Source organism: Streptomyces taklimakanensis, assembly GCF_009709575.1.
Taxonomy (GTDB): Bacteria; Actinomycetota; Actinomycetes; order Streptomycetales; family Streptomycetaceae; genus Streptomyces; species Streptomyces taklimakanensis.
Genome location: NZ_WIXO01000001.1, coordinates 5,264,934 through 5,285,387, shown reverse-complemented (window position 1 = coordinate 5,285,387; position 20,454 = coordinate 5,264,934). Strand labels below are relative to the sequence as shown.

The following is a 20,454-nucleotide window of genomic DNA, read 5'->3' as shown; positions in this document are numbered from 1 at the left end:
GAGGCGGATTCCGGTCCGGTGGGGCCGGCTCTCCATCCAGGATATTACTCGTCAGTACACCCAGCTCCTTCCCCCTGGGCAAGCTCGGTGAACTGTGACGTTGCCAACGGCTCCGGGAAAGTCCCGAGAGCGGTTCGGGGGCCGTCGAAGGGCCCGCGGGCTCAGAAGGGGGCGACCGGTCCGCGCAGGGCCCCGTAGTCGCCCGCGTGGTAGAGCAGCGGGCGCCCCTCTCCCGAGGGGTCCCCGTCCACCACCTCGGCCAGGACCACCCGGTGGTCGCCGGTGGGGACGCGGGCGACCACCTCGCAGACCAGCCAGGCGAGCACGCCGTCCAACACCGGCACCCCGCGCGGTCCCCGGCGCCAGCGGGTGGGCGGGGCGAAGCGGTCGGCACCCGGACGGGCGAAGGTGGCGGCCAGGTCCCGCTGGTGTTCGCCCAGGATGTGCACTCCCACGTGCTCCGCCTCGGCCACCGTCGGCCAGACGGAGGAGGCGGTGGCGATGTTGAAGGAGATCAACGGCGGCTCGGCGGCGACGGAGGCGAGGGAGGTGGCGGTGAACCCGGCGGGACGCCCGTGCCCGTGGGCGGTGATCACGGCGACCCCGGCGGCGTGCCGCCGGAAGACGGCCCGCAGCAGCGCGGGGTTGGAGTCCGCCGTCGCCGCTTCCGCCGTCCACCGGGTACCGCTCGACGCGCTCATGTGAGATCCCCTGACCACATCGTGACAGGCTGACGACCACGGACGATCTCCGTCAACCCCGGCCGACGAGATGGGACCGGGGTCACGCGGTCACGGCCGGCGACACCGTCGCGCGGGCCGCGTCCGGTGCCGTCCGTCACACCGTCCGTCACACCGCCTCCTCGACCGCCTCGCCGAGCGCGGCGATCACGTCGGCCTTGCGCGGCTGCCCGGAGGCCCGCCGCACGATCCGCCCCCGCGCGTCCAGCACCAGGACGGTGGGGGTGCGTACGATCCCCAGCGATCGCACCAGATCCAGTCGGGCCTCGGCGTCGATCTCCACGTGGACGACGCCCTCGACCATGCCGGCGACCTCCGCCAGGATCCGCCGCGTGGCCCGACAGGGTTGGCAGAAGGCGCTGGAGAACTGCACCAGTGTGGCCCTTTGTCCCAGCCCTTCGGCTCCGATCGCCTCGGCCGTCAGCCTCTCCTCCGCGTCCCGCACGCGCACCGTCATCCTTCCGTCACGCCGTCCGTGCCACAGCCCGAAGGCGCCGGCCAGCGCCAGCGCCGCCAGGCACACGATCAGTCCCGCCATGCCGCCTTCCCGCCCTCACCCCGGACACGTCCGTCCGCATCCTCCCCCACAGCGTCGCGGAGGGGCCGCCGATTCCCGAACCCGGCCACCGGGGCCCCGCCGATGGGGAATGCTGGCGCCATGAGGGTCGACATACGAGGAACGAGGTTCGCCGCGGTCGTCACCACCGTGGTGTTGGCCGTGGTGCTGGCCACCGGGAGCTTCTGGCTGCTGGCCGCGCAGGCGTCGGTGTTCGCCGTCGGGACGCTCCTCGGGGTGGGACGCTCCCCGTACGGATTGGCCTTCCGCACCCTGGTCGGGCCGCGGCTGGGCCCCCCGACGGAGTTCGAGGACGCGAGGCCGCCCCGGTTCGCACAGGGCGTCGGACTGGCCTTCGCCCTGGTGGGCCTGGTCGGGTACGGCGTCGGTCCGCTGTGGCTGGGCATGGCGGCGACCGCCTGCGCCCTCGCGGCGGCCTTCCTCAACGCCGCGTTCGGGTACTGCCTGGGCTGCGAGGTCTATCTGGCGATGCGTCGGATCGCCGGCTGAGGGGCTGTCAAGCCGTCGGGGCGTCGACGTGACGAGAATCTCCCGCGCCCGGGACTGGCCAGGGAAGTTACGGCGACGTAGGTTCGGGTACGTCGGCCGGGAGAACCCTCCCCAGGCAGCTCTCCAGAAGGGTCCTCCTCATGGCGGAACTCGTGTACCCACCCGTCATCGGCGCCGCGCGTGCCCTGTTCAGGGCGCTCGACCTGCGCTTCGACATCGACGGCACCGAGCACGTACCGCGGCGCGGCGGCGCGGTGCTGGTCAGCAACCACATCGGCTATCTGGACTTCGTCTTCGCCGGGCTGGCCGCTCGCCCCGCGAAGCGGTTGGTGCGCTTCATGGCGAAGGAGGCGGTCTTCCGGCACAAGGTGTCGGGGCCGTTGATGCGCGCCATGAAGCACATTCCCGTGGACCGCTCCCAGGGCGAGCACGCCTACCGACACGCGCTGCGGGCGCTGCGCTCCGGCGAGATCATCGGCGTCTTCCCCGAGGCGACGATCTCGCAGTCGTTCACGTTGAAGAAGTTCAAGACGGGCGCGGCCCGGATGGCCCTGGAGGCCGATGTTCCGTTGCTGCCCGTGGCCCTGTGGGGCACGCAGCGGCTGTGGACCAAGGGGCACAAGCGGGACTTCGGCCGCAACCACTTCCCGATCACCATTCGGGTGGGCGAGCCGCTCTCCCCGACCGAGGGCGAGTCGGCCACCGGGCTGACCGAACGGCTGCGCGAGCGTGTCCAGGAGCTGTTGGAGTCGGCGCAGCGCGCCTACCCGGTGCGCCCCAAGGGCCCGGACGACACCTGGTGGATCCCCGCCCACCTGGGCGGCACCGCGCCGACCCCCGCCGAGGCGGGATCCCGGTAACGGCGCGGGCGTCGGGCCCGCGCGCCGTGCGGCCTCCCCGGTCGACGGCGGACACCGGGACGGCCGCACGGGACCACGGTCCCCAGGCCCGGGGTTACCTCCCCATCTCCTCCCGCAGCGCGGCGACGAAGTCGTCGACGTCCTCCTCGGTGGTGTCGAAGGAGCACATCCAGCGCACGTCTCCGGCGGCCTCGTCCCAGAAGTAGAAGCGGTGGCGCTTGCGCAGCCGCTCGCCGACGTCGTGCGGAAGCCGGGCGAAGACGGCGTTGGCCTGCACGGGGTGGAGGATCTCCACCCCCTCGACGGTGCGCACGCCCTCCGCGAGCCGCCGCGCCATGGCGTTGGCGTGGGAGGCGCTGCGCAGCCACAGGTCGCCGGCGAGCAGTGCCTCGAACTGCACCGAGAGGAACCGCATCTTGGAGGCGAGCTGCATCGACAGCTTGCGCAGGTGCTTCATGGCCCGCACCGAGGCGGGGTCGAGCACGACCACGGCCTCGCCGAAGAGCATGCCGTTCTTGGTGCCGCCGAAGGAGAGCACGTCCACGCCGACGTCGGTGGTGAACGCCCGCAGCGGCACATCCAGCGCGGCCGCCGCGTTGGCGATGCGGGCGCCGTCGAGGTGCACCCGCATGCCGTGCTCGTGGGCCGTCTCGCAGACCGCCCGGATCTCCTCGGGCGTGTAGACGGTGCCCAGTTCGGTGTTCTGGGTGATGGAGACGACCTGGGGCATCGCCCTGTGCTCGTCGTCGAAGCCGTACGCCTCCCGCTCGATCAGCTCGGGCGTGAGCTTGCCGTGCTCGGTGGGCACGGTGAGCAGCTTCAGGCCGCCGACGCGCTCGGGAGCCCCGCACTCGTCCACGTTGATGTGGGCGCTGTCGGCGGTGATGACCGCTCCCCAGCGGTCGGTGAGCGCCTGGAGGGCGACGACGTTGGCGCCGGTTCCGTTGAAGACCGGGAACGCCTCCGCACCGGCCCCGAGATGGGCCCGGAAGACCTCCTGGAGGTGCGCGGTGTACTCGTCGCCGCCGTAGGCGCTCTGGTGACCGCCGTTGGCGAGGGCGAGCGCCGCCAGGATCTCGGGGTGCACGCCGGCGTAGTTGTCGCTGGCGAAGCCGCGCACCGCGGGGTCGTGGCGGCGTCGGGCGTCCGTCGACGGGAGCGCCGAGGACATCGAGGGCGCTGCCGGTGCCTCGGTCGGGTGGGCCTCTACGGTTTCGGGGTCAGCCACAGGCGGTGTCCGTTCACTTCCTCGGTGGGCTCGTCCCAGACGCCGGTGATGGCCTGGGCCAGGTCCCCGACGTCGGTGAAGCCCTCGAACTTGGCATTCGGGCGCTCGGCACGCATCGCGTCGTTGACCAGCGCCTTGACCACCAGGATGGCAGCCGCTGCCGGCGGCCCCGCCTCCGACCCCTTGCCCGCCTTGCGGAAGGAGTCCGCCAGCGCCAGGGTCCACGCCTCGGCGGCGGCCTTGGCGGCGGCGTAGGCGGCGTTGCCCGCGGTGGGCCTGGTGGCGCCGGAGGCGCTGATGAGCACGTAGCGGCCCCTGCCGCTGCGCCGCAGGGCGCCCTCGAAGGCCAGGGAGGTGTGCTGGACGGTGCGCACCAGCAGCTTCTCCAGCAGGTCCCAGTGGCCGAGGTCGGTCTCGGCGAAGGCGGCCGAACCACGCCAACCGCCGACCAGGTGGACCACCCCGTCGACCCGTCCGTACTCCTTCTCGATCCGGGTGGCCCACTCCCGGGTGGCTTCCAGGTCGAGCAGGTCGATGGTGTCGCCGGTGACGGTGGCGCCGCCGTGCGCGAAGCGGGCCCGGTCCACGGCGGCGGCCAGCTTCTCGGCGTCGTGGTCGGCCGCCACCACCGTGGCGCCTCGCTCGGCCAGGCGCAGCAGCGTGGCCTGTCCGGCCGGTCCGGCCGCGCCGGCCACGGCGACGACGGCTCCCTCCAGTGGTCCGCCGTTGCCGTTTCCGTTGCCGTGCGTGCTGGTCATCGCGCTCGCCCCTCTGCTGTTCGTCTCGGCGTTCCGGTGGTGGGGTTCCCCCCGCTGCGGGCTCTCACGCCGCGAGGGGGGTGACGGAGTCGGCGGTGATGCCCTTCGTCGAGGCGATCACATTGCGCAGCTTCTTGGCGAGGGCCTCGTAGAACATGCTCAGCGGGAACTCGTCCGGGTGCACCTCGTCCACCAGCTTGCGGGGCGGGAGGTCGAGGTCGAGGGCCTCGGGGCCCTTGGCCCAGGTGGAGCCGGGGTGCGGGGCGAGGTAGGTGGAGACCAACTCGTACGCCTTGAACCAGTGGACCAGCTTGGGGCGGTCGATGCCCTCGCGGTAGAGGGTCTCGATCTCCTCGCGCAGGCGGACGGTCACCTCGCGGGCCCGCTGCCAGTCGATGGAGAGCTTGTTGTCCCTCCACCGCAGGGCGTCGTGCCGGTGGAGGTAGGCGAAGAGCAACTGGCCGCCCAGACCGTCGTAGTTGCGGTTGCGCTCGCCGGTGACGGGGAAGCGGAACAGACGCTCCAGCAGGACCGCGTACTGCACGTCGCGTCCCTGCGGGTAGCCGTCGGCCTCCAGCTTCGCGGCCTCGTGGAAGGCGGTGAGGTCGCAGCGCAGCTCCTCGATGCCGTACATCCAGAACGGCTGGCGCTGCTTGATCATGAAGGGGTCGAAGGGCAGGTCGCCGTGGCTGTGGGTGCGGTCGTGGACCATGTCCCACAGCACGAAGGTCTGCTCGGCGCGCTTCTGGTCGGCCAGCAGGCCGCGGGCGTCCTCGGGCAGTTCCAGTTTGGTGACCTCGCAGGCGGCCTCGACGACGCGGCGGAAGCGGGCGGCCTCGCGGTCGCAGAAGATGCCGCCCCAGGTGAACCGCTCGGGCACCTCGCGCACGGCGATGGTCTCGGGGAACAGGACGGCGGAGTGGGTGTCGTAGCCGCTGGTGAAGTCCTCGAAGGTGATGCCGAGGAAGAGCGGGTTGTCGTAGCGGGTGCGCTCCAGCTCCGCCAGCCAGTCCGGCCAGACCATGCGCAGGACGACGGCCTCCAGGTTGCGGTCGGGGTTGCCGTTCTGCGTGTACATGGGGAAGACGACCAGGTGCTGGAGGCCGTCGACGCGGTGGGAGGCGGGCTGGAAGGCCGTCAGGGAGTCCAGGAAGTCCGGGACGCCGAAGCCCTCCTCGGCCCAGCGGCGCAGGTCGGCGACCAGCGCGCGGTGGTACGCGTCGTTGTGCGGGAGCAGCGGAGCGAGCTCCTCCACGGCGGCCACGACCCGATCCAGGTGCCGCTCGACATCGGTCCGCCGGGGGGCGCCCTCGGCGTCGAAGTCGATGGAACCGTCCTTGGACTGAGCCGGACGGATGGCTTCGACGGCCTCCTTGAGCACCGCCCAGGCCGGGTGGTCCACAACGCGGTCGGCGGTCGCTCCGTCGGTAGCGGGAACACCACCCGCCATCACTGCGGGCGAAAGGATTTCCGTCATAACTACCCCTCCACAAGAGAAATTCTCGTAGCAGCACCGTAGCTGCGGAGACTTCCCTGATCAACCCGAGGGGATGAAAATCCTTCTCCCCACCACATGAACATCGCTTGTTTTTCCTGTTGAGAGACACCGAAGCGGCAACTTTGCCGCAAAGTGGGGGCCGGAGTCGTCCGGGCCCGGAAGGGGACCCGGTCACGGCCGGGGCGGGAGCGGCCCCGGCCGCTCCCGCCCCGGTCGCCCGTGGCTACCCTTGCGGCGCGTACGTACCGTCAGCGCCGCCGGCGCCGGGAGGAAAGCGAGAACGTGCCGTGCCACTGCTCACCGTCGGGCACCGCGGAGTGATGGGTGTCGAGCCGGAGAACACCCTGCGGTCCTTCGTCCGGGCCGAGCGCGAGGGCTTCGACGTCATCGAACTGGACCTCCACCTCAGCCGTGACGGCGCGCTGGTGGTGATGCACGACGCCGACGTGGACCGCACCACCGACGGCTCGGGCCCGATCGCGGAGAAGACCCTCGCCGAGCTGCGCGAACTGGACGCCGGGCAGGGCGAACGGGTCCCGGTGTTCGAGGAGGTCGTGGCGGCGGTCTCGGCCCCGCTCCAGGCCGAGATCAAGGACCGCGCCGCGGCCCGGGTGCTCGCGCGGGCCGTCGAGCGGCTCGACCTGCACGAGCGGGTCAGGGTGATCTCGTTCCACGACGACGCCCTGCGCGAGACCCGCGGGCTGCTGCCGGAGATCCCCATCGCGCTGGTCACCGGCTCGTCGACGCCCACCGCCCCCGAGCGCGCCGTGGACCTGGGGGCGGGGATGGTCTCCTGCGAGCTGCGACGGCTGACGGCGGACGTCGTCGAGCGCTGTCACGCGGCGGGCGTCGAGGTGATCTCCTGGACGGTCAACACCGACCGCGACCTGGCCCGCGTCCGCGAGCTGGACCTGGACGGAGTCGTCACCGACCTGCCCGCCGTACGGCGGGCGATCATCGATCCAGCGGCTTGACCAGCAGCTCGAACTCCAGATCGGGGCGGCGCGGGACGCCGAAGCGCTCGTCGCCGTACGGGAAGGGGCTCCGCTCGCCGGTGCGGACGTAGCCGCGCCGCTCGTACCAGGCGATCAGGTCCTCCCGGGCCGTTATCACCGTCATGTGCATCTCGCGCGCGCCCCACTCGGCCCGTGCCCGGCGCTCGGCCTCCGCCAGGACGGTCCTGCCCAACCCACCGCCCTGGAGCACCGGCCGGACGGCGAACATCCCGAAGTACGCCACCGGCTCCCCCGCGTCGCCCGTGCGGCGCTCCAGTTGGCAGCAGGCCACGGGCTCGCCGTCCCGCTCGGCCACCATCAGCACGCTGTCGGGGGCCCGGATGACGTCGGCGACGCCCTCGGGGTCCGTGCGCTGCCCGTCCAGCAGATCGGCCTCGGTGGTCCAACCGGCCCTGCTGGACTCCCCGCGGTACGCCGACTCCACCAGGGCCACCAGAGCGGGCACGTCCTCCTCGCGCGCGACGCGGAAGCGCGTCTCCGGCTCGCCGGGGGCGGCGGGGGTGGGGGCGGGAGCGGGGGCGCGGCGGGCGGAAGTCCGGGCTCCCGCGGTGTTCGGGGCGTTCATGAGGCCGAGCCTAACCGGGCTCCCGGGGACCGATTCCCGTGTTCCGCCCACCGGACGGCGGCAGCCGGGCCTAGGCTCCGGGGCATGGTGCACGTACTGAGCAGTCGGGTGCTGCTGCGCCCCACCGACCCGGAACGCTCACGGACCTTCTACGGCGAGACGCTGGGCCTGGCCGTCCACCGGGAGTTCGGAACCGGCCCGGAGCGCGGGACCGTCTACTTCCTCGGCGGCGGCTTCCTGGAGGTCTCCGGTCGCTCGGAGGGGCCGCTCTCGCCGGATCTGCGGCTGTGGCTCCAGGTCGCCGACGTCGCCGCGGCGCACGAGGAACTGGTCGCCCGCGGCGTGGAGGTGCTGCGCGAGCCCAGGCGCGAACCGTGGGGCCTGGTGGAGATGTGGATCAGCGATCCGGACGGGGTGCGGATCGTCCTCGTGGAGATCCCCGAGGACCATCCGCTGCGGTACCGGCCCGGCATCTGACACCGAACGCCGGGGCACGCCCCCTGGCCGCCCCTCCGGTCGCCTCCGGCCCGCTCCGGCGCCCGGCCGACTCCCGGCCGCGCTCCCCGGCTGCCTCCGCGCGCTCCCGTACGCGTGGTTCCGGCCGGGCAGCATCTCCGCGGACGTTCCCGTGGACGTCCCCGCGGAGTCGGCCGGGAGTCGGCCGGGAGTCGGCCGGGAGTCGGCCGGGGAGGCGCTGTGCACGGACCGGATCTGGTGGGCTGGATGCTGGTGGCCCTGTGCGGCGGCGTGGGCGCGGCCTGCCTGTGGCGGTTGCGCGACGGTCCGCCCGAGCGGCGCCGGGCCGCGGCGGGCGAGGCGCCGATGGGGCTCGGCATGGCGGTGATGGCGGTGCCGACCTCGGCGCTGGAGCCGCCCCCGCCCCAACTCTTCGCCGCGCTGTTCGGCGTCGTCGCCGGGTACGAGCTGGCGCTGGCCGCGTCCGGCTCCGGCCACCGGTCCCACCATCTGCACCACGCCGTCGGCGCCCTGGCGATGGTCCACATGGCGCTCGGCATGGCGGCTCCCTCCCCCACGGGCGCACACGGGCACCACACGGCCGCGTCCCTCGACGCCACGGGCCCGACCGGCGCGGTGACGGCCGTCCTGTTGGCGTACTTCGCGGTGTACGTGCTGCGCACCGGCGTCCGTCCGGTCCCCGCCGGGTCGCCCGTCGGCGGAACCGTCGGCGGAACCGCCGGCGGTGGGACACCGTGGCCACCGGAGATGGCGGCCGCCTGCCGGTCGGCGATGGGCCTGGGGATGTTCACCATGTTGCTCGTGATGTGAGGCGTACGTCACTTCCCGCCGTGGGCCGGACGCGCCGCGGTCGCCTGCTCATAGGCTGTCGACCATGATGGTGGCGCTCGCACTGCTCGTCCTGGGCGCGCTGATCGCGGCGGTGGCGCCGCGCGTGCTGGCCCGCGGCTCCTGGCCGGACCGCGAGCCCGTACTGGCACTGTTGGTGTGGCAGTGCGTGGTGGTCGCCGTGCTGTTGTGCTGCGTGCTCGCCATGGCCCTCTCCGGTGCCGCCGCCTGGCACGCCGTACGGGGCCACGTCTTCGCCCCCGCCCCCAGCCGGGTCGTCGAGGCGTACGGGTTGAGCGCCTTCGGCGAGTCCTGGCCCGCGGTGGTCGCGGTCTCGCTCGCCTGTGGGGGTGTGTGGACCGCGGCGATGCTCACCCGGGAGATCCGGCTCGCGCGCGCCCGACGGCGGGCGCGGCGCGCCGAACTCCGCGCCCGCGCTCCCATGCTGCCGGGCGAGAAGCCCGCCCCCGGCGAGCGGTTGGTGGTGTTGGAGGGCGACCGTCCGGACGCCTGGTGGCTGCCGGGCAGCCCCCCGCGACTGGTGGTCACCACCGCCGCGCTGCGCCGCCTGGAGGGCCGGGGGCTGGACGCGGTCCTCGCCCACGAACAGGGTCACCGTCGGGCCCGGCACGACTGGCTGTTGCACTCCTCCTCCGCTCTCGCCTCGGGCTTCCCGCAGGTGCCGGTCTTCCGGGCGTTCCGCGACCAGGTGCATCGGCTGGTGGAACTGTCGGCCGACGACATGGCCTCGCGGCGCTGCGGGCGGCTGGCGGTGGCCCTGGCGCTGGTCGAACTCAACGAGGAGCGGGGGGTCTTCGACCCCTACGCGCCGCGTCCCGCCGCCCAGGTCCCCCAGCGGATCGACCGGCTGCTGACGGCCCGGCCCAGGCTGCCGGTCGTCCGCCGGCTGCGGGTGACGGCACTGGCGGCGCTGGTGCCGCTGGTACCGCTGCTGGTGGCCTTCGGGCCCGGTCTCAGGGCACTGGGCTGAGCCACGCGCCGCCGGTGCGCTCCTTCCCCCCTTCGGAGTCGTCGCGGGCGCTCCCAGCGGCCCGTCGGACGGTTGAAACGTCGCGCGGTGGCCACCATGTCCACCATGGCCTCCCCCTTGTCCTCCCGCTCCCCTTCCCCCCGTCTGACCGCGCTGGCGTGCACCGCGGTCTCGGCCGTGCTGGTGGTGCTCGTCACGGCCGGGTGGGACCCGCTGCTGGGGCTCGACGCCCGCGTCACCTCCGCGCTGCACCGCACCGCCCACGCCGAGCCGGGGTGGACCCGGTTCAACCGGGTGCTGACCGACTGGGTCTGGGACCCGTGGACCATGCGGGCCCTGTTGCTGGTGACCGTCGTGTGGCTGCTGGTGCGGGGGGCGTCGCGGCTCGCGCTCTGGGTCGCGTGCGCCGCGGTCGCCGGCACCGTCCTCCAGCAGGGGCTCAAGGCGCTCCTGGACCGCGACCGCCCCCGGTGGCCCCGTCCGGTCGACTCGGCGGACTTCGCGGCGTTGCCCTCCGGACACGCCATGACGGCGGCCCTCACCTTCGGGCTGCTGCTGTGGCTGGTACGGCTGCGCGCGGCCCGGCGCGCCGTGCGCCTGGCCGTGCTGTGGGTGGGGGTGGTGAGCGTCGCCGGGGTGGGGTTCACCCGGGTCTACCTCGGTGTCCACTGGCCGACGGACGTCCTCACCGGTTGGCTGCTGGGGATCGCCGTGGCGGCGGCCACGGCCGCCCTGTGGCACAGGCGCACCGCCTGCCCCCCTTGGCCGGGGGGACGTCGACCGGAATGATCGGCCCACGGCGGGGCGGAAGACCGTCCCCTCGCTCCCCGTCCGCCGCGTGGCGGACGGGGAGCGGGCGGCGCCGGGCGCCGCAAGCCGGTGGCCGATCTCGGACGATCCCCCGCGTCGCCCGAGATCGGCGGCCGGTCGGGCACCGACCTCGACGGTCGGCACCCGAAGACTACCGAGTACATTGGCTCGGAGCCAGTCAACGCAGGAGTTACAGGATGTCCCCTCGCAGCGCATCGGTCAATGAGGAGTTGCGCCGACGATCCCGCGAACGGTTGCTGCAGGCGACGGTGGAGCTGGTCGACGAGCGCGGCTACGAGGCGACCACACTGGGGGACATCGCGGACCGCGCGGGCTCGGCACGGGGGTTGGTGTCGTACTACTTCCCGGGAAAACGACAGCTGTTGCAGTCGGCCGTCCACCGGCTGATGCACCTCACCCTGGCCGAGGCCCTGGAGCGCGCCCCCCGCCCCTCGGGCCCGGACGCCGGACGCGAGTCGCTGGCCCGCGCGATCGACGCCATCCTGGGACTGGCCGGGGAGCGGCCGACCCTGATGCGCACGCACATGGCGGGGATCCTGCAGCACGAGGGCTTCGTCCAGTGCGACGAGCAACAGCGGCTGGCCGCCCTCCTGCGGGACACCGTCGTCCGCTACGGCTCCCGGGACCCGGACACCGACTACCCGTTGTTGCGCGCCCTGCTCATGGGCGCGGTCGTCGCCGTGCTGCTGCCCGGGGCCCCGATGCCGCCGGCGCGACTGCGTGCCGAGTTGTTCGGGCGCTACGGGCTGGAGTGGGGGATGGGGTTCCCACCGGACGTCCCCGAGCCGAGGACGTCCGGTGACGGCCCGCTGCTGCCGCCGCCGGCCCGCCGGCCCTGACGGCCGGCGGGCACACGGGGGCGGCAGCTCCGGGGCTCAGCGGTAATCGGGCTGTGTCTGGGCGTTGAACTCCCCCAGCTTGACGCGCTCGGCGCCGGCGGTGCGCCGGTCCCGGATCCTCAGGACGTCGAAGCCCATCTGGATGTCGTTCGAGTAGATGTGGCCGTTGTAGTAGTACGCCGACCAGGAACCGCCGATGGCGTCGGGGTCGGCGTACGGGCCGCGCTCGAAGTAGCCGATCTCCCGCGGCTTGGAGGAGTCGGTGAACTCCCAGACGGAGACGCCGCCCTGGTACCAGGCCTGGACCATGATGTCGCGGCCCTTGACCGGGATCAGCGAGCCGTTGTGGGCCACGCAGTTCTCGGTGTCGGCCTGGTGCCGGGGGATCTTGAAGTAGCTCTTGAACACCAGCTCGCGGTCGTCGCCCCGGCCGGTGATGTGGTAGATGCCGTTGGCACCGCGCTCGGCGCCGACCTCGGCGTTGCAGGTGGCGCCGACGCCACCGCCCAACTCGTCGGTGAAGACGACCTTGCGGCCGTCCTCGCTGAAGGTCGCCGAGTGCCAGAACGCGAAGTTCTCGTTGTCCTGGACCCGGTCGACGACGCGGGGCTCGGCGGGGTCGGAGACGTCCATCAGGATGCCGTCGCCCATGCACGCGCCCGCCGCGATCCCCTTCTCGGGGAAGACGGTGATGTCGTGGCAGCCCGTGGTCTCCGTGACGCCCGGATTCTCCGGCGCGCCCGGGTTGCCGCCGTCGGGGAAGAGGACGGGGAAGTCGATCAGAGCCGCCCTCTCGGGTGCCCCGCGGGGCACCTTCACGATGGAGATGCCGTCGTGCGGCGGCCGGCAGTCGGGGTAGCTCTCGTCGGGGAAGTAGGACGACACGTAGACGTAGACGTTCCCGCGCTCGGGCACCAGTGTGTGGGTGTGGGAGCCGCAGGCGGTCTCGACGGAGGCGACGTAGCGCGGGTTGCGCTTGTCGCTGATGTCGAAGACCTTGATGCCCTCCCAGGAGTTCTTCTCCGTCGGCGACTGCGCGGTGCTGGCGCAGGAGTCGTCGCTGCGCGAGGAGTCGGTGGACAGGAAGAGCAGGTCGCCGGAGACGGAGATGTCGTTCTGTCCGCCCGGGCAGAGGACCTGGCTGACGACCTTCGGGGACTTCGGGCGGCCGATGTCGTAGACGGTGAAGCCGTCGTAGTTGCCCGCGAAGGCGTAGCGGCCCTGGAAGGCCAGGTCCGTGTTGAGACCCTTCAGCGCCCCCTTGGGCAGGTTGGCCAGGTGGGAGACGTTCCTGCTGTGGACTATCTCGTCCGAACCCGGGATGTCGCCGCTCCGGATGGCCTCCTCGGCCGCCGAGCGGTCCCGCTGCGACACCTTCCCGGAGCCGGCCGACTGTTCGTCGGGGCCGGGGACGGCGGCCGCCGGTCCGGCGGCGGCCGTGAGCGCGGCCAGCAGGCCGACCACGGCCGCCGTCGCGCCGAGGCGTCTGCGTCGTGCGCGGGGTCTGGGCAACGACGTCACTTTTCCTCCCTGTCGATCCGCTGGGTACCGCGCCGGGGCGGGCGGTTCACGGACGTGGGCAGTATGACTCCTTACACACCTCGGGCAACAGGGATATACGGACGCGGCGACGGTGCCCCCGTGTCAGGATCGGCGTACCGGACCGCCCAGCCCAGGAGGAGAAGTGGCAGACCGTCACGGCATCCCGTCCAACGCCCTCGCCCCCGCCCGTACGCCGGCCACCGTCGCGTCGAGGGCGCGGACCGCGCTCGGCGCGGTGGCCGCGCCGGCCGTGCTGACCGCGCTGGCCGTGCTGACCGGCTGTGACGGGGGGTCGCGGGAGGCGGCCCCCTCCGACGGTCCCTCGGTGATCGCGCCCGGGAAGCCCGGGGAGGCCGCCGAGACGCTCTCCGCGGAGGAGGCCCGGAAGGCGGGTGAGCAGCGACGGGCCGAGCCCAACGAGGCGGACTTCTCGTACGTCTCCGGCATGATCGAACACCATCGGCAGGCGCTGGTGATGACCGAGCTGGCCGAGGAACACGCGTCGTCCGACGCGGTGCGGAGACTGGCGGAGCGGATCTCCGCCGCCCAGAAGCCGGAGATCGCCGCGATGCGTTCCTGGCTCGGGCGCAACGGTGGCGCGGAAGGCGACGGGGAGGCACACGGCGGCCACGGCGGGGAGTCGATGCCCGGCATGGCGACCGAGGCGCAGCTCGACGCGCTGCGGGCGGCCCGCGACGAGGAGTTCGACCGGCTCTTCCTGAAGTTGATGGTCACCCATCACCAGGGCGCCGTGACGATGGCCAAGGACGCGGTCAGGGACGGCCGGGACATCCAGGTCCAGGAGATGGCGAGCGACGTGGCCGTCCAGCAGACCGCCGAGATCGCACGGATGCGCTCGATGCTCCAGGTGCTCTAGGTGATCGATTCCAAGGGGTTGGCAGGGAAATGAGTCGCCCCGGCGTGCAGAGGACCCGTACCGTCGCACGCATGAAGCTGCTCTCCGTCAATGTCGGCAAGCCCCGACCCAACCCGTGGAAGGGTCTCAGCGCGACAGGCATCGACAAGCGGCCTGTTGACGGCCCGGTTGCCGTCATCGCGCCCGGCCCCAAGGGCACCGGCGAGGTCGGTCTCGTAGGCGACCGCGTCTACGACGTGAAGCACCACGGCGGTTCCGACCAGGCCGTCTACGCCTATGCCCGCGAGGATCTCGACGGATGGGAGGCCGAGCTGGGCAGGCCGCTTGCCAACGGCGTCTTCGGGGAGAACCTCACGACCCTCGGCCTCGACGTCAACGGCGCCCTGATCGGTGAACGTTGGCGCATCGGGCCGGATGTGGTCCTTGAGGTGTCGTGCGCGCGGATCCCATGCGCGACGTTCCAGGGCCGGCTGAAGCGAGAGGGCTGGATCAAGCGGTTCACCCGGGCCGCGGTGCCGGGCGCCTATCTGCGCGTGATCGAGCCGGGAGACATCCGGGCTTCCGACCCCGTCGAGATCGCGCACCGGCCCGACCACGACGTGACCGTCGCGCTCGTCTTCCGCGCGATGACACTCGAACCGGGCCTATTGCCGCGACTGCTGGTCGCTGACGCGCTGATCGAGGAGGGTAAGGAACTGGTCCGCAGACGCACGACCACATAGATGGTCGATTTCAGGACATCGTCTGCGCGCATGCGACGGGGGAGTCCAACGTCAGTGTGTGAAGCCGGAGTCGGACTCCCTCGCGACCGCACTTCACGTCAAGACCGACGATCCGCTGAAGGATTCACCGCAACTCGCCCCCTGGCGGCCGGCCGTGGGCATCGCGCCGCAGCTCGGCGATGCCGAGCTGGTCACCTTGGCGATGATGCAGGCAACGCTCGGCTTCACATCCGAGGCCCGGTGGCTGCGACACGCCCATGCTCACCTGCGGCTCCTGTTCCCCTACCCGCCTCAGCAGCCCGGCTACAACAAACGGCTGCGCAAGGCCGCCGAGCTCATCCGGTGCGTCACCCGCACGCTGGCGGTCGACACCACGCTGTGGAGCGACGACGTGTGGGGCGCGGACTCAACACCCCGGTGGAGTGCGGCCCCGCTCCCGTGAGACCGTCAAACGCTCCGACCTGGCCGGATGGGCCCGGTACGGCTACTGCGCCAGCCACACGCGCTACTTCTGGGGACTGTGGCTGCACCGGGTCCGCACCCTGCACGGCCTTCCCGTCGCCTTCGCTCCGACCGGCGCCAAAGCCGACGAGCGCGAGACCCTGCTGGACCTGTTCGCCATCGAGCCCCAGCTCGTCGCCGACCGCCCCGGTCAGACGCTGATCGGCGACAAGAACCACTTCGGCCGCGAGTTCGAGCAGCAGCTCGCCGAACCGGACATCCGACTGCTACGGCCGGCCCGCAAAGGCGAGGCCGAGCGGGCCGGATCCCAGCTGTTCAAGCCGCTACGGCAGGTCATCGGGTCAGTCAACGAAACCTTCAAGGGCCGGCTCGACCTCGAACGCCATCGTGGCCGCACCCCAGGCGGCGTAGCCGTCCGCGTCCTGCAGCGCATCCTCGCACTCACCGCCGCCATCTGGCACAACGATCACACCGGCCGGCCGGTCATGCGGGCACTCACCGCATACGACCACTGAACCCCTTGGAATCGATCATCTAGGTGCTCCGGGCGCGGTGTTCCGGGCCGCCCGGCACGGCGCCGCCCGAGCGGGGGCGGCGCCGGTCGGGTTCCGGCGGGCCGCAGCCCCGACCGGCCTGTCGGGCGGCCGCGGCGAGGACCGCGTCCAGCAGACCGGGGAAGAGCGCCTCCAACTCGCCGCGGCGCAGTTCGCTCATCTTCGCGGTGCCCCGGTAGCTCTGGCTGATCACACCGCTCTCGCGCAGCACCCTGAAGTGGTGGGTGGTCGTGGACTTGCTGACCGGCAGCTCGAACCCCGAGCAGGGCAGTTCCTCCTCGGCCGTCGCCAAAGTGCGCACGATCCGCAGACGGACGGGGTCGGAGAGGGCGTGCAGGACCTCCTCCAGCCGGATCTCGTCGGCGGCCGGGTGGTCCAGCTCTCGGACGGCGGGCGGGCTCTGGGAGCGGGGCGTCACACCTCCATGGTACGAGAAGTATCATAGTTTGACACTTCCCGTACTACGACGCCTATCGTAAAAGCCCGACCGGCAGAGATCCGAACCGACGAGGAGCCCGCCGTGAGCGCTCTGTTCGAGCCGTACACCCTGCGGTCCCTGACCGTGCCCAACCGCGTCTGGATGTCCCCGATGTGCCAGTACTCGGCCGAGCCTGACGGGCCGGAGGCGGGCGTGGCGAACGCGTGGCACTTCGCCCACTACGCCGCGCGGGCGGCCGGCGGGATCGGGCTGGTCCTGCTGGAGGCCACCGCCGTCTCCCCCGAGGGCCGGATCAGCCCCGGGGACCTGGGCCTGTGGAACGATCACCAGACCGAGACCCTGAAGCGCCTGACCGGCTTCCTGAAGGACCTCGGCGCCGTCCCGGGCCTCCAACTCGCCCACGCCGGGCGCAAGGCCTCCACCGACGCGCCCTGGCGCGGCGGCGCGCCGTTGGCCGAGGACCGCGGCGGCTGGCGCCCCCTCGCCCCGAGCGCGGTCCCCTTCGACACGGACCACCCGGTGCCGCACGAACTGACGGCGGAGCAGATCGCCGGGATCGTCCGGCAGTTCGCCGACGCCGCGCGGCGGGCCCTGACGGCCGGCTTCGAGGTCGTCGAGGTCCACGGCGCCCACGGCTACCTGATCGGCCAGTTCCTCTCGCCGCACAGCAACCGGCGCACCGACGCCTACGGCGGGAGCTTCGAGAACCGCACCCGCTTCGCGCTGGAGGTCGTGGACGCCGTCCGGGAGGTGTGGCCCGACGACCTGCCGCTCTTCTTCCGGATCTCGGCCACCGACTGGCTGCCGGAGGACGGCTGGACCGCCGACGACACCGTGCGGTTCGCCGCCGTGCTGCGCGAGCGCGGCGTGGACCTGCTGGACGTCTCCAGCGGGGGCAACGCGCCGGGCGTGCGCATCCCGGTCGGCCCCGGTTACCAGGTCCCCTTCGCCGCCCGCGTGAAGGCGGAGACCGGGCTGCCGACGGCCGCGGTCGGGTTGGTCACCGAGCCGGGGCAGGCGGAGAAGATCGTCACGAACGGCGAGGCGGACGCGGTGCTGCTGGGCCGCGAACTGCTGCGCGACCCGCACTGGGCGCACCGCGCCGCGCGGGAGCTGGACGGGAGGCCCGCTCGGGTCCCCGAACAGTACGCCTGGGCCCTGTGACCCCGGTCGTGTCCCGCCCGCGCGGGCGGGACACGACCGGCGGACCGCCACGCCGGAGCGGCCCGCAGCGGTGCGGGCGGTGATCGCCGTTCGGCTGAGCGGACACGGGCGGAGCCAGTAGAGTGACCGCCCGTGGCAGCACGACCGTTGAACGAGATCATCGAACCGGGCTGGGCCAAGGCGCTGGAGCCGGTGGCCGGACGGATCGCCGCGATGGGCGACTTCCTGCGCGCGGAGATCGCCGCGGGACGCACCTACCTCCCGGCCGGACCGAACGTGCTGCGCGCCTTCCAACAGCCCTTCGACGACGTCCGGGTCCTCGTCGTCGGCCAGGACCCCTATCCCACGCCGGGCCACGCCGTCGGGCTCAGCTTCTCCGTCGCCCCCGACGTCCGTCCACTGCCCGGCAGCCTGGAGAACATCTTCCGGGAGCTCCACACCGACCTCGGCGTTCCCCGGCCGTCCAACGGCGACCTCACACCGTGGACGAGGCAGGGGGTCCTGTTGCTCAACAGGGCGCTGACCACCGCGCCGCGCCGTCCCGCCGCGCACCGCGGCAAGGGCTGGGAGGAGGTCACCGAGCAGGCGATCCGGGCCCTGGTGGAGCGCGGAAAACCGCTGGTGGCCATCCTGTGGGGGCGGGACGCGCGGAACCTGCGTCCGCTGTTGGGCCCGGTCCCCTCGGTGGAGTCCGCACACCCCTCCCCCATGTCGGCGGACCGCGGGTTCTTCGGATCGCGCCCGTTCAGCCGGACCAACGAACTGCTGGTCCGGCAGGGGGCCGAGCCGGTCGACTGGCGCCTGCCGTGACGCGCTGGGTGCTGGGCGTCGATTCCGGTGGCTCCGGACTGCGCGTCGCGCTGGCCCGGGCAAACGAGCCGGACGACACGGCCGGCGCCGAGGCGGTGGGCGCCTTTGACGGCTCGCCGGCCCCGGCGGGCATCACCGAGGTCGGCGAGCCGGTGCGCACCGGCCCCTCGGGCATCGACCCGGACCACCTGCTGGAGCTGACGCTGCCCCGGGCCCACGCCCTGTTGGCGGACGCTACCGGGGAGCACGGGGACCTCCACGACCACCGGGTCGACGCCGTGTGCGTGGGCGCCGCCGGCATGGCGACCCTCGGCGGAGGACTGCGCGCGGCGCTGCCCGGGGCGTTCGCCCGGGCGCTGGGGGCACGGCGCGTGGCCCTGGCCGCGGACGCGGTGACCGCGTACGCCGGGGCACTGGGCGAACGTCCGGGCGCGGTGGTCGCCGCGGGCACCGGGATGATCGCGACCGGCACGGACCTGCGCGCCTGGCGGCGCGCCGACGGCTGGGGCCACCTGCTGGGCGACTGCGGCGGCGGCGCCTGGATCGGCCGGGCCGGTCTGGAGGCCGCCCTGCGCGCCCACGACGGCAGGCCGGGGGGATCGGCGGCGCTGCTCGCCCGAGCCGAGGCGGCCTTCGGTCCGGCCGCCGCCCTGCCGGGGGCGCTGTACCCACGGACGGACCGGCCCGCGGTACTGGCGTCGTTCGCCCCCGAGGTCGCCCGGTGCGCCGAGGACGATCCGGTCGCGGCCCGCGTCATGACGGAGGCCGCCGCCCAGATCGCCATGAGCGCCGCCGCCGTCTGCCCGGAGGGCGGGGAGAGCCGGATCGCCCTGACCGGTGGGCTGTTCCGGATCGGCGAGCCGCTGCTGGCCCGGCTGCGCCGGGAGCTGGCCGTCCGGCTGCCGCACGCCCGGACCGTCCCCGCCGCCGGCGACCCCCTGGCCGGGGCGTTGCTCGTGGCCGGCCGGCTGGCCCGGGGCACGCTCCGACTGCCGGCCGACCCGGCGCTCCTGCACATCGTCGGTGAACGCCCCGTGTGACGGATGCCGAGCGGGCGAACGCCACGGACGCCGTCGACACCACGGCACCGGATCCGGTGACGGAGGGGAAGGAGCCCGTCACCGCGACGCGCGGGAGGAAAGCGGACAGACCGGTACTCCCCCGCCCCGCCCGAACAGCCGCCCCCGCCCAGGCATTAGCATGCGGCGCCATGAGCACCCCCACTGGGCCCGCGAATGGCCTGCCCGTACGAATGCCGCGTCCCCGCCAGCCCGGACGGCACCGCCGGCCGGAGCCCGTCGTCGCGCCCGAGGGTGCGCCCACCTTGGTGCTGGCCGTCCCCGGGGTGCCCTCCGGCAGCTCCCGGAGCCTGGCCGAGGAGACCTTGAGCATCGCCCGTTCCGAGCTGCCCGGTCTCGACGCCCGGATCGGCCACGTGGACGGTGACGACGAGGAGTTCCCGGCGCTCCGGACCGTACTGGCCCGGATCGCCTCGGAGCGCTCCGTCCGTTCCGCCTCGGCCACGCCCGAGGACGCGCAGCCGGACCCCGAGGCCGAGGAGGTCCGACGTCGGACGGCGGAGTCCCCGGCCGCGGTGGTCGTCCCGCTGCTGGCAGGCCCGGACAGCGCGCAGTTGCGCCGGATACGTCAGGCCGTGTTGAACAGCGGCTCCGGCGCCGAGCTGACCGATGTGCTCGGCCCGCACCCGCTGCTGGCCGAGGGCGTCCACGTGAGGCTCTCGGAGGCGGGACTGGCCCGCGCCGACCGCGCCCGACTGTTCACCGTGGCCACCGCCGCGGACGGCATCATCCTGGCCACCATGGGCGGCGAGGAAGCCGTACAGGCGGCCGGCATCACCGGCATGCTGCTGGCCGCCCGGCTGGCGGTGCCGGTACTGGCGGCCGGGCTCGACGAGGAGGGCGCCGTCGTCCGCGCGGCGGAGCAGCTGCGCGAGGCCGGGTCCCGGCAACTGGCCCTGGCCCCCGGCCTGATCGGCCCCGAGGCGCCCGAGGGCCTGTTGGAGTCCGCGTCGAAGGAGGCGGACTGCCCGGCCGCGGAGCCGCTGGGCTCCTACACCGCGGTGGGCAAGCTGGTCGCCTCCGCCTACGCCGCCAAGATCGGCATCGCCCAGCGCGCACCGCAGGGGGCACCGGCCCACTGACGCGGACCCGCCCCCGGCGCCCCCGC

General features: G+C 73.1%; 22 protein-coding genes and 1 pseudogene. 15 read left to right on the top strand and 8 right to left on the bottom strand.

Annotated features, from left to right (window positions below; translation table 11 throughout):
- Positions 1 to 161: 161 nt before the first annotated feature.
- Both F0L17_RS23280 and F0L17_RS23275 read right to left on the bottom strand, forming a co-directional pair.
- A complete protein-coding gene (locus F0L17_RS23280) occupies positions 162 to 701 on the bottom strand; it encodes a flavin reductase family protein (RefSeq protein WP_155072574.1) in 540 nt (179 codons plus the stop codon).
- Positions 702 to 849: 148 nt separating this feature from the next.
- The gene (locus tag F0L17_RS23275) at positions 850 to 1,278 is read right to left on the bottom strand and encodes a TlpA family protein disulfide reductase (RefSeq protein ID WP_155072573.1); all 429 of its coding nucleotides are present in this window, start codon (positions 1,276 to 1,278) and stop codon (positions 850 to 852) included.
- A gap of 120 nt (positions 1,279 to 1,398) precedes the next feature.
- Here F0L17_RS23275 and F0L17_RS23270 point away from each other — a divergent pair, with 120 nt between their 5' ends.
- On the top strand, positions 1,399 to 1,806 hold the full coding sequence (locus F0L17_RS23270) for a DUF4395 domain-containing protein (RefSeq protein ID WP_155072572.1): 408 nt from the start codon (positions 1,399 to 1,401) through the stop codon (positions 1,804 to 1,806).
- Positions 1,807 to 1,946: 140 nt separating this feature from the next.
- The gene (locus F0L17_RS23265; protein ID WP_155072571.1) at positions 1,947 to 2,666 is read left to right on the top strand and encodes a lysophospholipid acyltransferase family protein; all 720 of its coding nucleotides are present in this window, start codon (positions 1,947 to 1,949) and stop codon (positions 2,664 to 2,666) included.
- A gap of 94 nt (positions 2,667 to 2,760) precedes the next feature.
- On the opposite strand, the gene F0L17_RS23260 is transcribed toward F0L17_RS23265, so the two are convergent.
- The 3 genes from F0L17_RS23260 to F0L17_RS23250 form a co-directional block, all read right to left on the bottom strand.
- Positions 2,761 to 3,837 carry a threonine aldolase family protein gene (locus tag F0L17_RS23260; protein WP_155074084.1) on the bottom strand — a complete coding sequence of 359 codons (1,077 nt, stop codon included), beginning with the start codon at positions 3,835 to 3,837 and terminating at the stop codon, positions 2,761 to 2,763.
- A gap of 35 nt (positions 3,838 to 3,872) precedes the next feature.
- Positions 3,873 to 4,652, bottom strand: a complete 780-nt coding sequence (locus tag F0L17_RS23255; RefSeq protein ID WP_155072570.1) for an SDR family oxidoreductase — start codon at positions 4,650 to 4,652, stop codon at positions 3,873 to 3,875.
- 64 nt (positions 4,653 to 4,716) lie between these two features.
- Complete coding sequence (locus tag F0L17_RS23250; protein ID WP_155072569.1) at positions 4,717 to 6,129, bottom strand: DUF6421 family protein; 1,413 nt, start codon at positions 6,127 to 6,129, stop codon at positions 4,717 to 4,719.
- Between the two features lie 308 nt (positions 6,130 to 6,437).
- Here F0L17_RS23250 and F0L17_RS23245 point away from each other — a divergent pair, with 308 nt between their 5' ends.
- Positions 6,438 to 7,124, top strand: coding sequence for a glycerophosphodiester phosphodiesterase family protein (locus F0L17_RS23245; RefSeq protein WP_162466605.1), 687 nt, complete (start codon positions 6,438 to 6,440; stop codon positions 7,122 to 7,124).
- Here the strand turns inward: F0L17_RS23245 and F0L17_RS23240 are convergent.
- A complete protein-coding gene (locus tag F0L17_RS23240; RefSeq protein WP_155072568.1) occupies positions 7,105 to 7,731 on the bottom strand; it encodes a GNAT family N-acetyltransferase in 627 nt (208 codons plus the stop codon). The genes F0L17_RS23245 and F0L17_RS23240 overlap by 20 nt on opposite strands.
- Positions 7,732 to 7,815: 84 nt before the next feature.
- On the opposite strand from F0L17_RS23240, the gene F0L17_RS23235 reads away from it, so the two are divergent.
- The 5 genes from F0L17_RS23235 (at position 7,816) to F0L17_RS23215 (ending at position 11,697) form a co-directional block, all read left to right on the top strand.
- On the top strand, positions 7,816 to 8,208 hold the full coding sequence (locus F0L17_RS23235; RefSeq protein ID WP_155072567.1) for a VOC family protein: 393 nt from the start codon (positions 7,816 to 7,818) through the stop codon (positions 8,206 to 8,208).
- A 219-nt stretch (positions 8,209 to 8,427) separates the two neighbouring features.
- A complete protein-coding gene (locus F0L17_RS23230) occupies positions 8,428 to 9,018 on the top strand; it encodes a DUF5134 domain-containing protein (RefSeq protein WP_162466604.1) in 591 nt (196 codons plus the stop codon).
- 64 nt (positions 9,019 to 9,082) lie between these two features.
- Positions 9,083 to 10,027: a M56 family metallopeptidase gene (locus tag F0L17_RS23225; protein ID WP_155072566.1), complete on the top strand. Its 945-nt coding sequence runs from the start codon at positions 9,083 to 9,085 to the stop codon at positions 10,025 to 10,027.
- Between the two features lie 105 nt (positions 10,028 to 10,132).
- On the top strand, positions 10,133 to 10,816 hold the full coding sequence (locus tag F0L17_RS23220) for a phosphatase PAP2 family protein (protein WP_155072565.1): 684 nt from the start codon (positions 10,133 to 10,135) through the stop codon (positions 10,814 to 10,816).
- A 218-nt stretch (positions 10,817 to 11,034) separates the two neighbouring features.
- The gene (locus tag F0L17_RS23215; protein WP_155072564.1) at positions 11,035 to 11,697 is read left to right on the top strand and encodes a TetR/AcrR family transcriptional regulator; all 663 of its coding nucleotides are present in this window, start codon (positions 11,035 to 11,037) and stop codon (positions 11,695 to 11,697) included.
- 36 nt (positions 11,698 to 11,733) lie between these two features.
- Here the strand turns inward: F0L17_RS23215 and F0L17_RS23210 are convergent, their stop codons facing one another.
- Positions 11,734 to 13,218, bottom strand: a complete 1,485-nt coding sequence (locus F0L17_RS23210) for an LVIVD repeat-containing protein (protein ID WP_162466603.1) — start codon at positions 13,216 to 13,218, stop codon at positions 11,734 to 11,736.
- A 163-nt stretch (positions 13,219 to 13,381) separates the two neighbouring features.
- Between F0L17_RS23210 and F0L17_RS23205 the strand changes: the two genes are divergently transcribed.
- The 3 genes and pseudogenes from F0L17_RS23205 (at position 13,382) to F0L17_RS28560 (ending at position 15,815) form a co-directional block, all read left to right on the top strand.
- Positions 13,382 to 14,116 carry a DUF305 domain-containing protein gene (locus F0L17_RS23205; protein ID WP_420802448.1) on the top strand — a complete coding sequence of 245 codons (735 nt, stop codon included), beginning with the start codon at positions 13,382 to 13,384 and terminating at the stop codon, positions 14,114 to 14,116.
- 71 nt (positions 14,117 to 14,187) lie between these two features.
- On the top strand, positions 14,188 to 14,838 hold the full coding sequence (locus F0L17_RS23200) for an MOSC domain-containing protein (RefSeq protein WP_155072562.1): 651 nt from the start codon (positions 14,188 to 14,190) through the stop codon (positions 14,836 to 14,838).
- Positions 14,839 to 14,896: 58 nt separating this feature from the next.
- Positions 14,897 to 15,815 (top strand): annotated as a pseudogene (locus F0L17_RS28560) (IS982 family transposase).
- A gap of 19 nt (positions 15,816 to 15,834) precedes the next feature.
- On the opposite strand, the gene F0L17_RS23190 reads toward F0L17_RS28560, so the two are convergent.
- Positions 15,835 to 16,272, bottom strand: a complete 438-nt coding sequence (locus F0L17_RS23190) for a helix-turn-helix domain-containing protein (RefSeq protein ID WP_162466602.1) — start codon at positions 16,270 to 16,272, stop codon at positions 15,835 to 15,837.
- A gap of 102 nt (positions 16,273 to 16,374) precedes the next feature.
- On the opposite strand from F0L17_RS23190, the gene F0L17_RS23185 reads away from it, so the two are divergent.
- The 4 genes from F0L17_RS23185 (at position 16,375) to F0L17_RS23170 (ending at position 20,428) form a co-directional block, all read left to right on the top strand.
- Positions 16,375 to 17,457: an oxidoreductase gene (locus F0L17_RS23185; RefSeq protein WP_162466601.1), complete on the top strand. Its 1,083-nt coding sequence runs from the start codon at positions 16,375 to 16,377 to the stop codon at positions 17,455 to 17,457.
- Between the two features lie 132 nt (positions 17,458 to 17,589).
- Positions 17,590 to 18,267: a uracil-DNA glycosylase gene (locus F0L17_RS23180; protein ID WP_162466600.1), complete on the top strand. Its 678-nt coding sequence runs from the start codon at positions 17,590 to 17,592 to the stop codon at positions 18,265 to 18,267.
- Positions 18,264 to 19,307 carry an N-acetylglucosamine kinase gene (locus F0L17_RS23175; RefSeq protein ID WP_338018186.1) on the top strand — a complete coding sequence of 348 codons (1,044 nt, stop codon included), beginning with the start codon at positions 18,264 to 18,266 and terminating at the stop codon, positions 19,305 to 19,307. The genes F0L17_RS23180 and F0L17_RS23175 overlap by 4 nt, the downstream gene beginning before the upstream one ends.
- Positions 19,308 to 19,477: 170 nt before the next feature.
- On the top strand, positions 19,478 to 20,428 hold the full coding sequence (locus F0L17_RS23170) for a hypothetical protein (protein WP_202917923.1): 951 nt from the start codon (positions 19,478 to 19,480) through the stop codon (positions 20,426 to 20,428).
- The last annotated feature ends 26 nt before the right edge of the window (positions 20,429 to 20,454 follow it).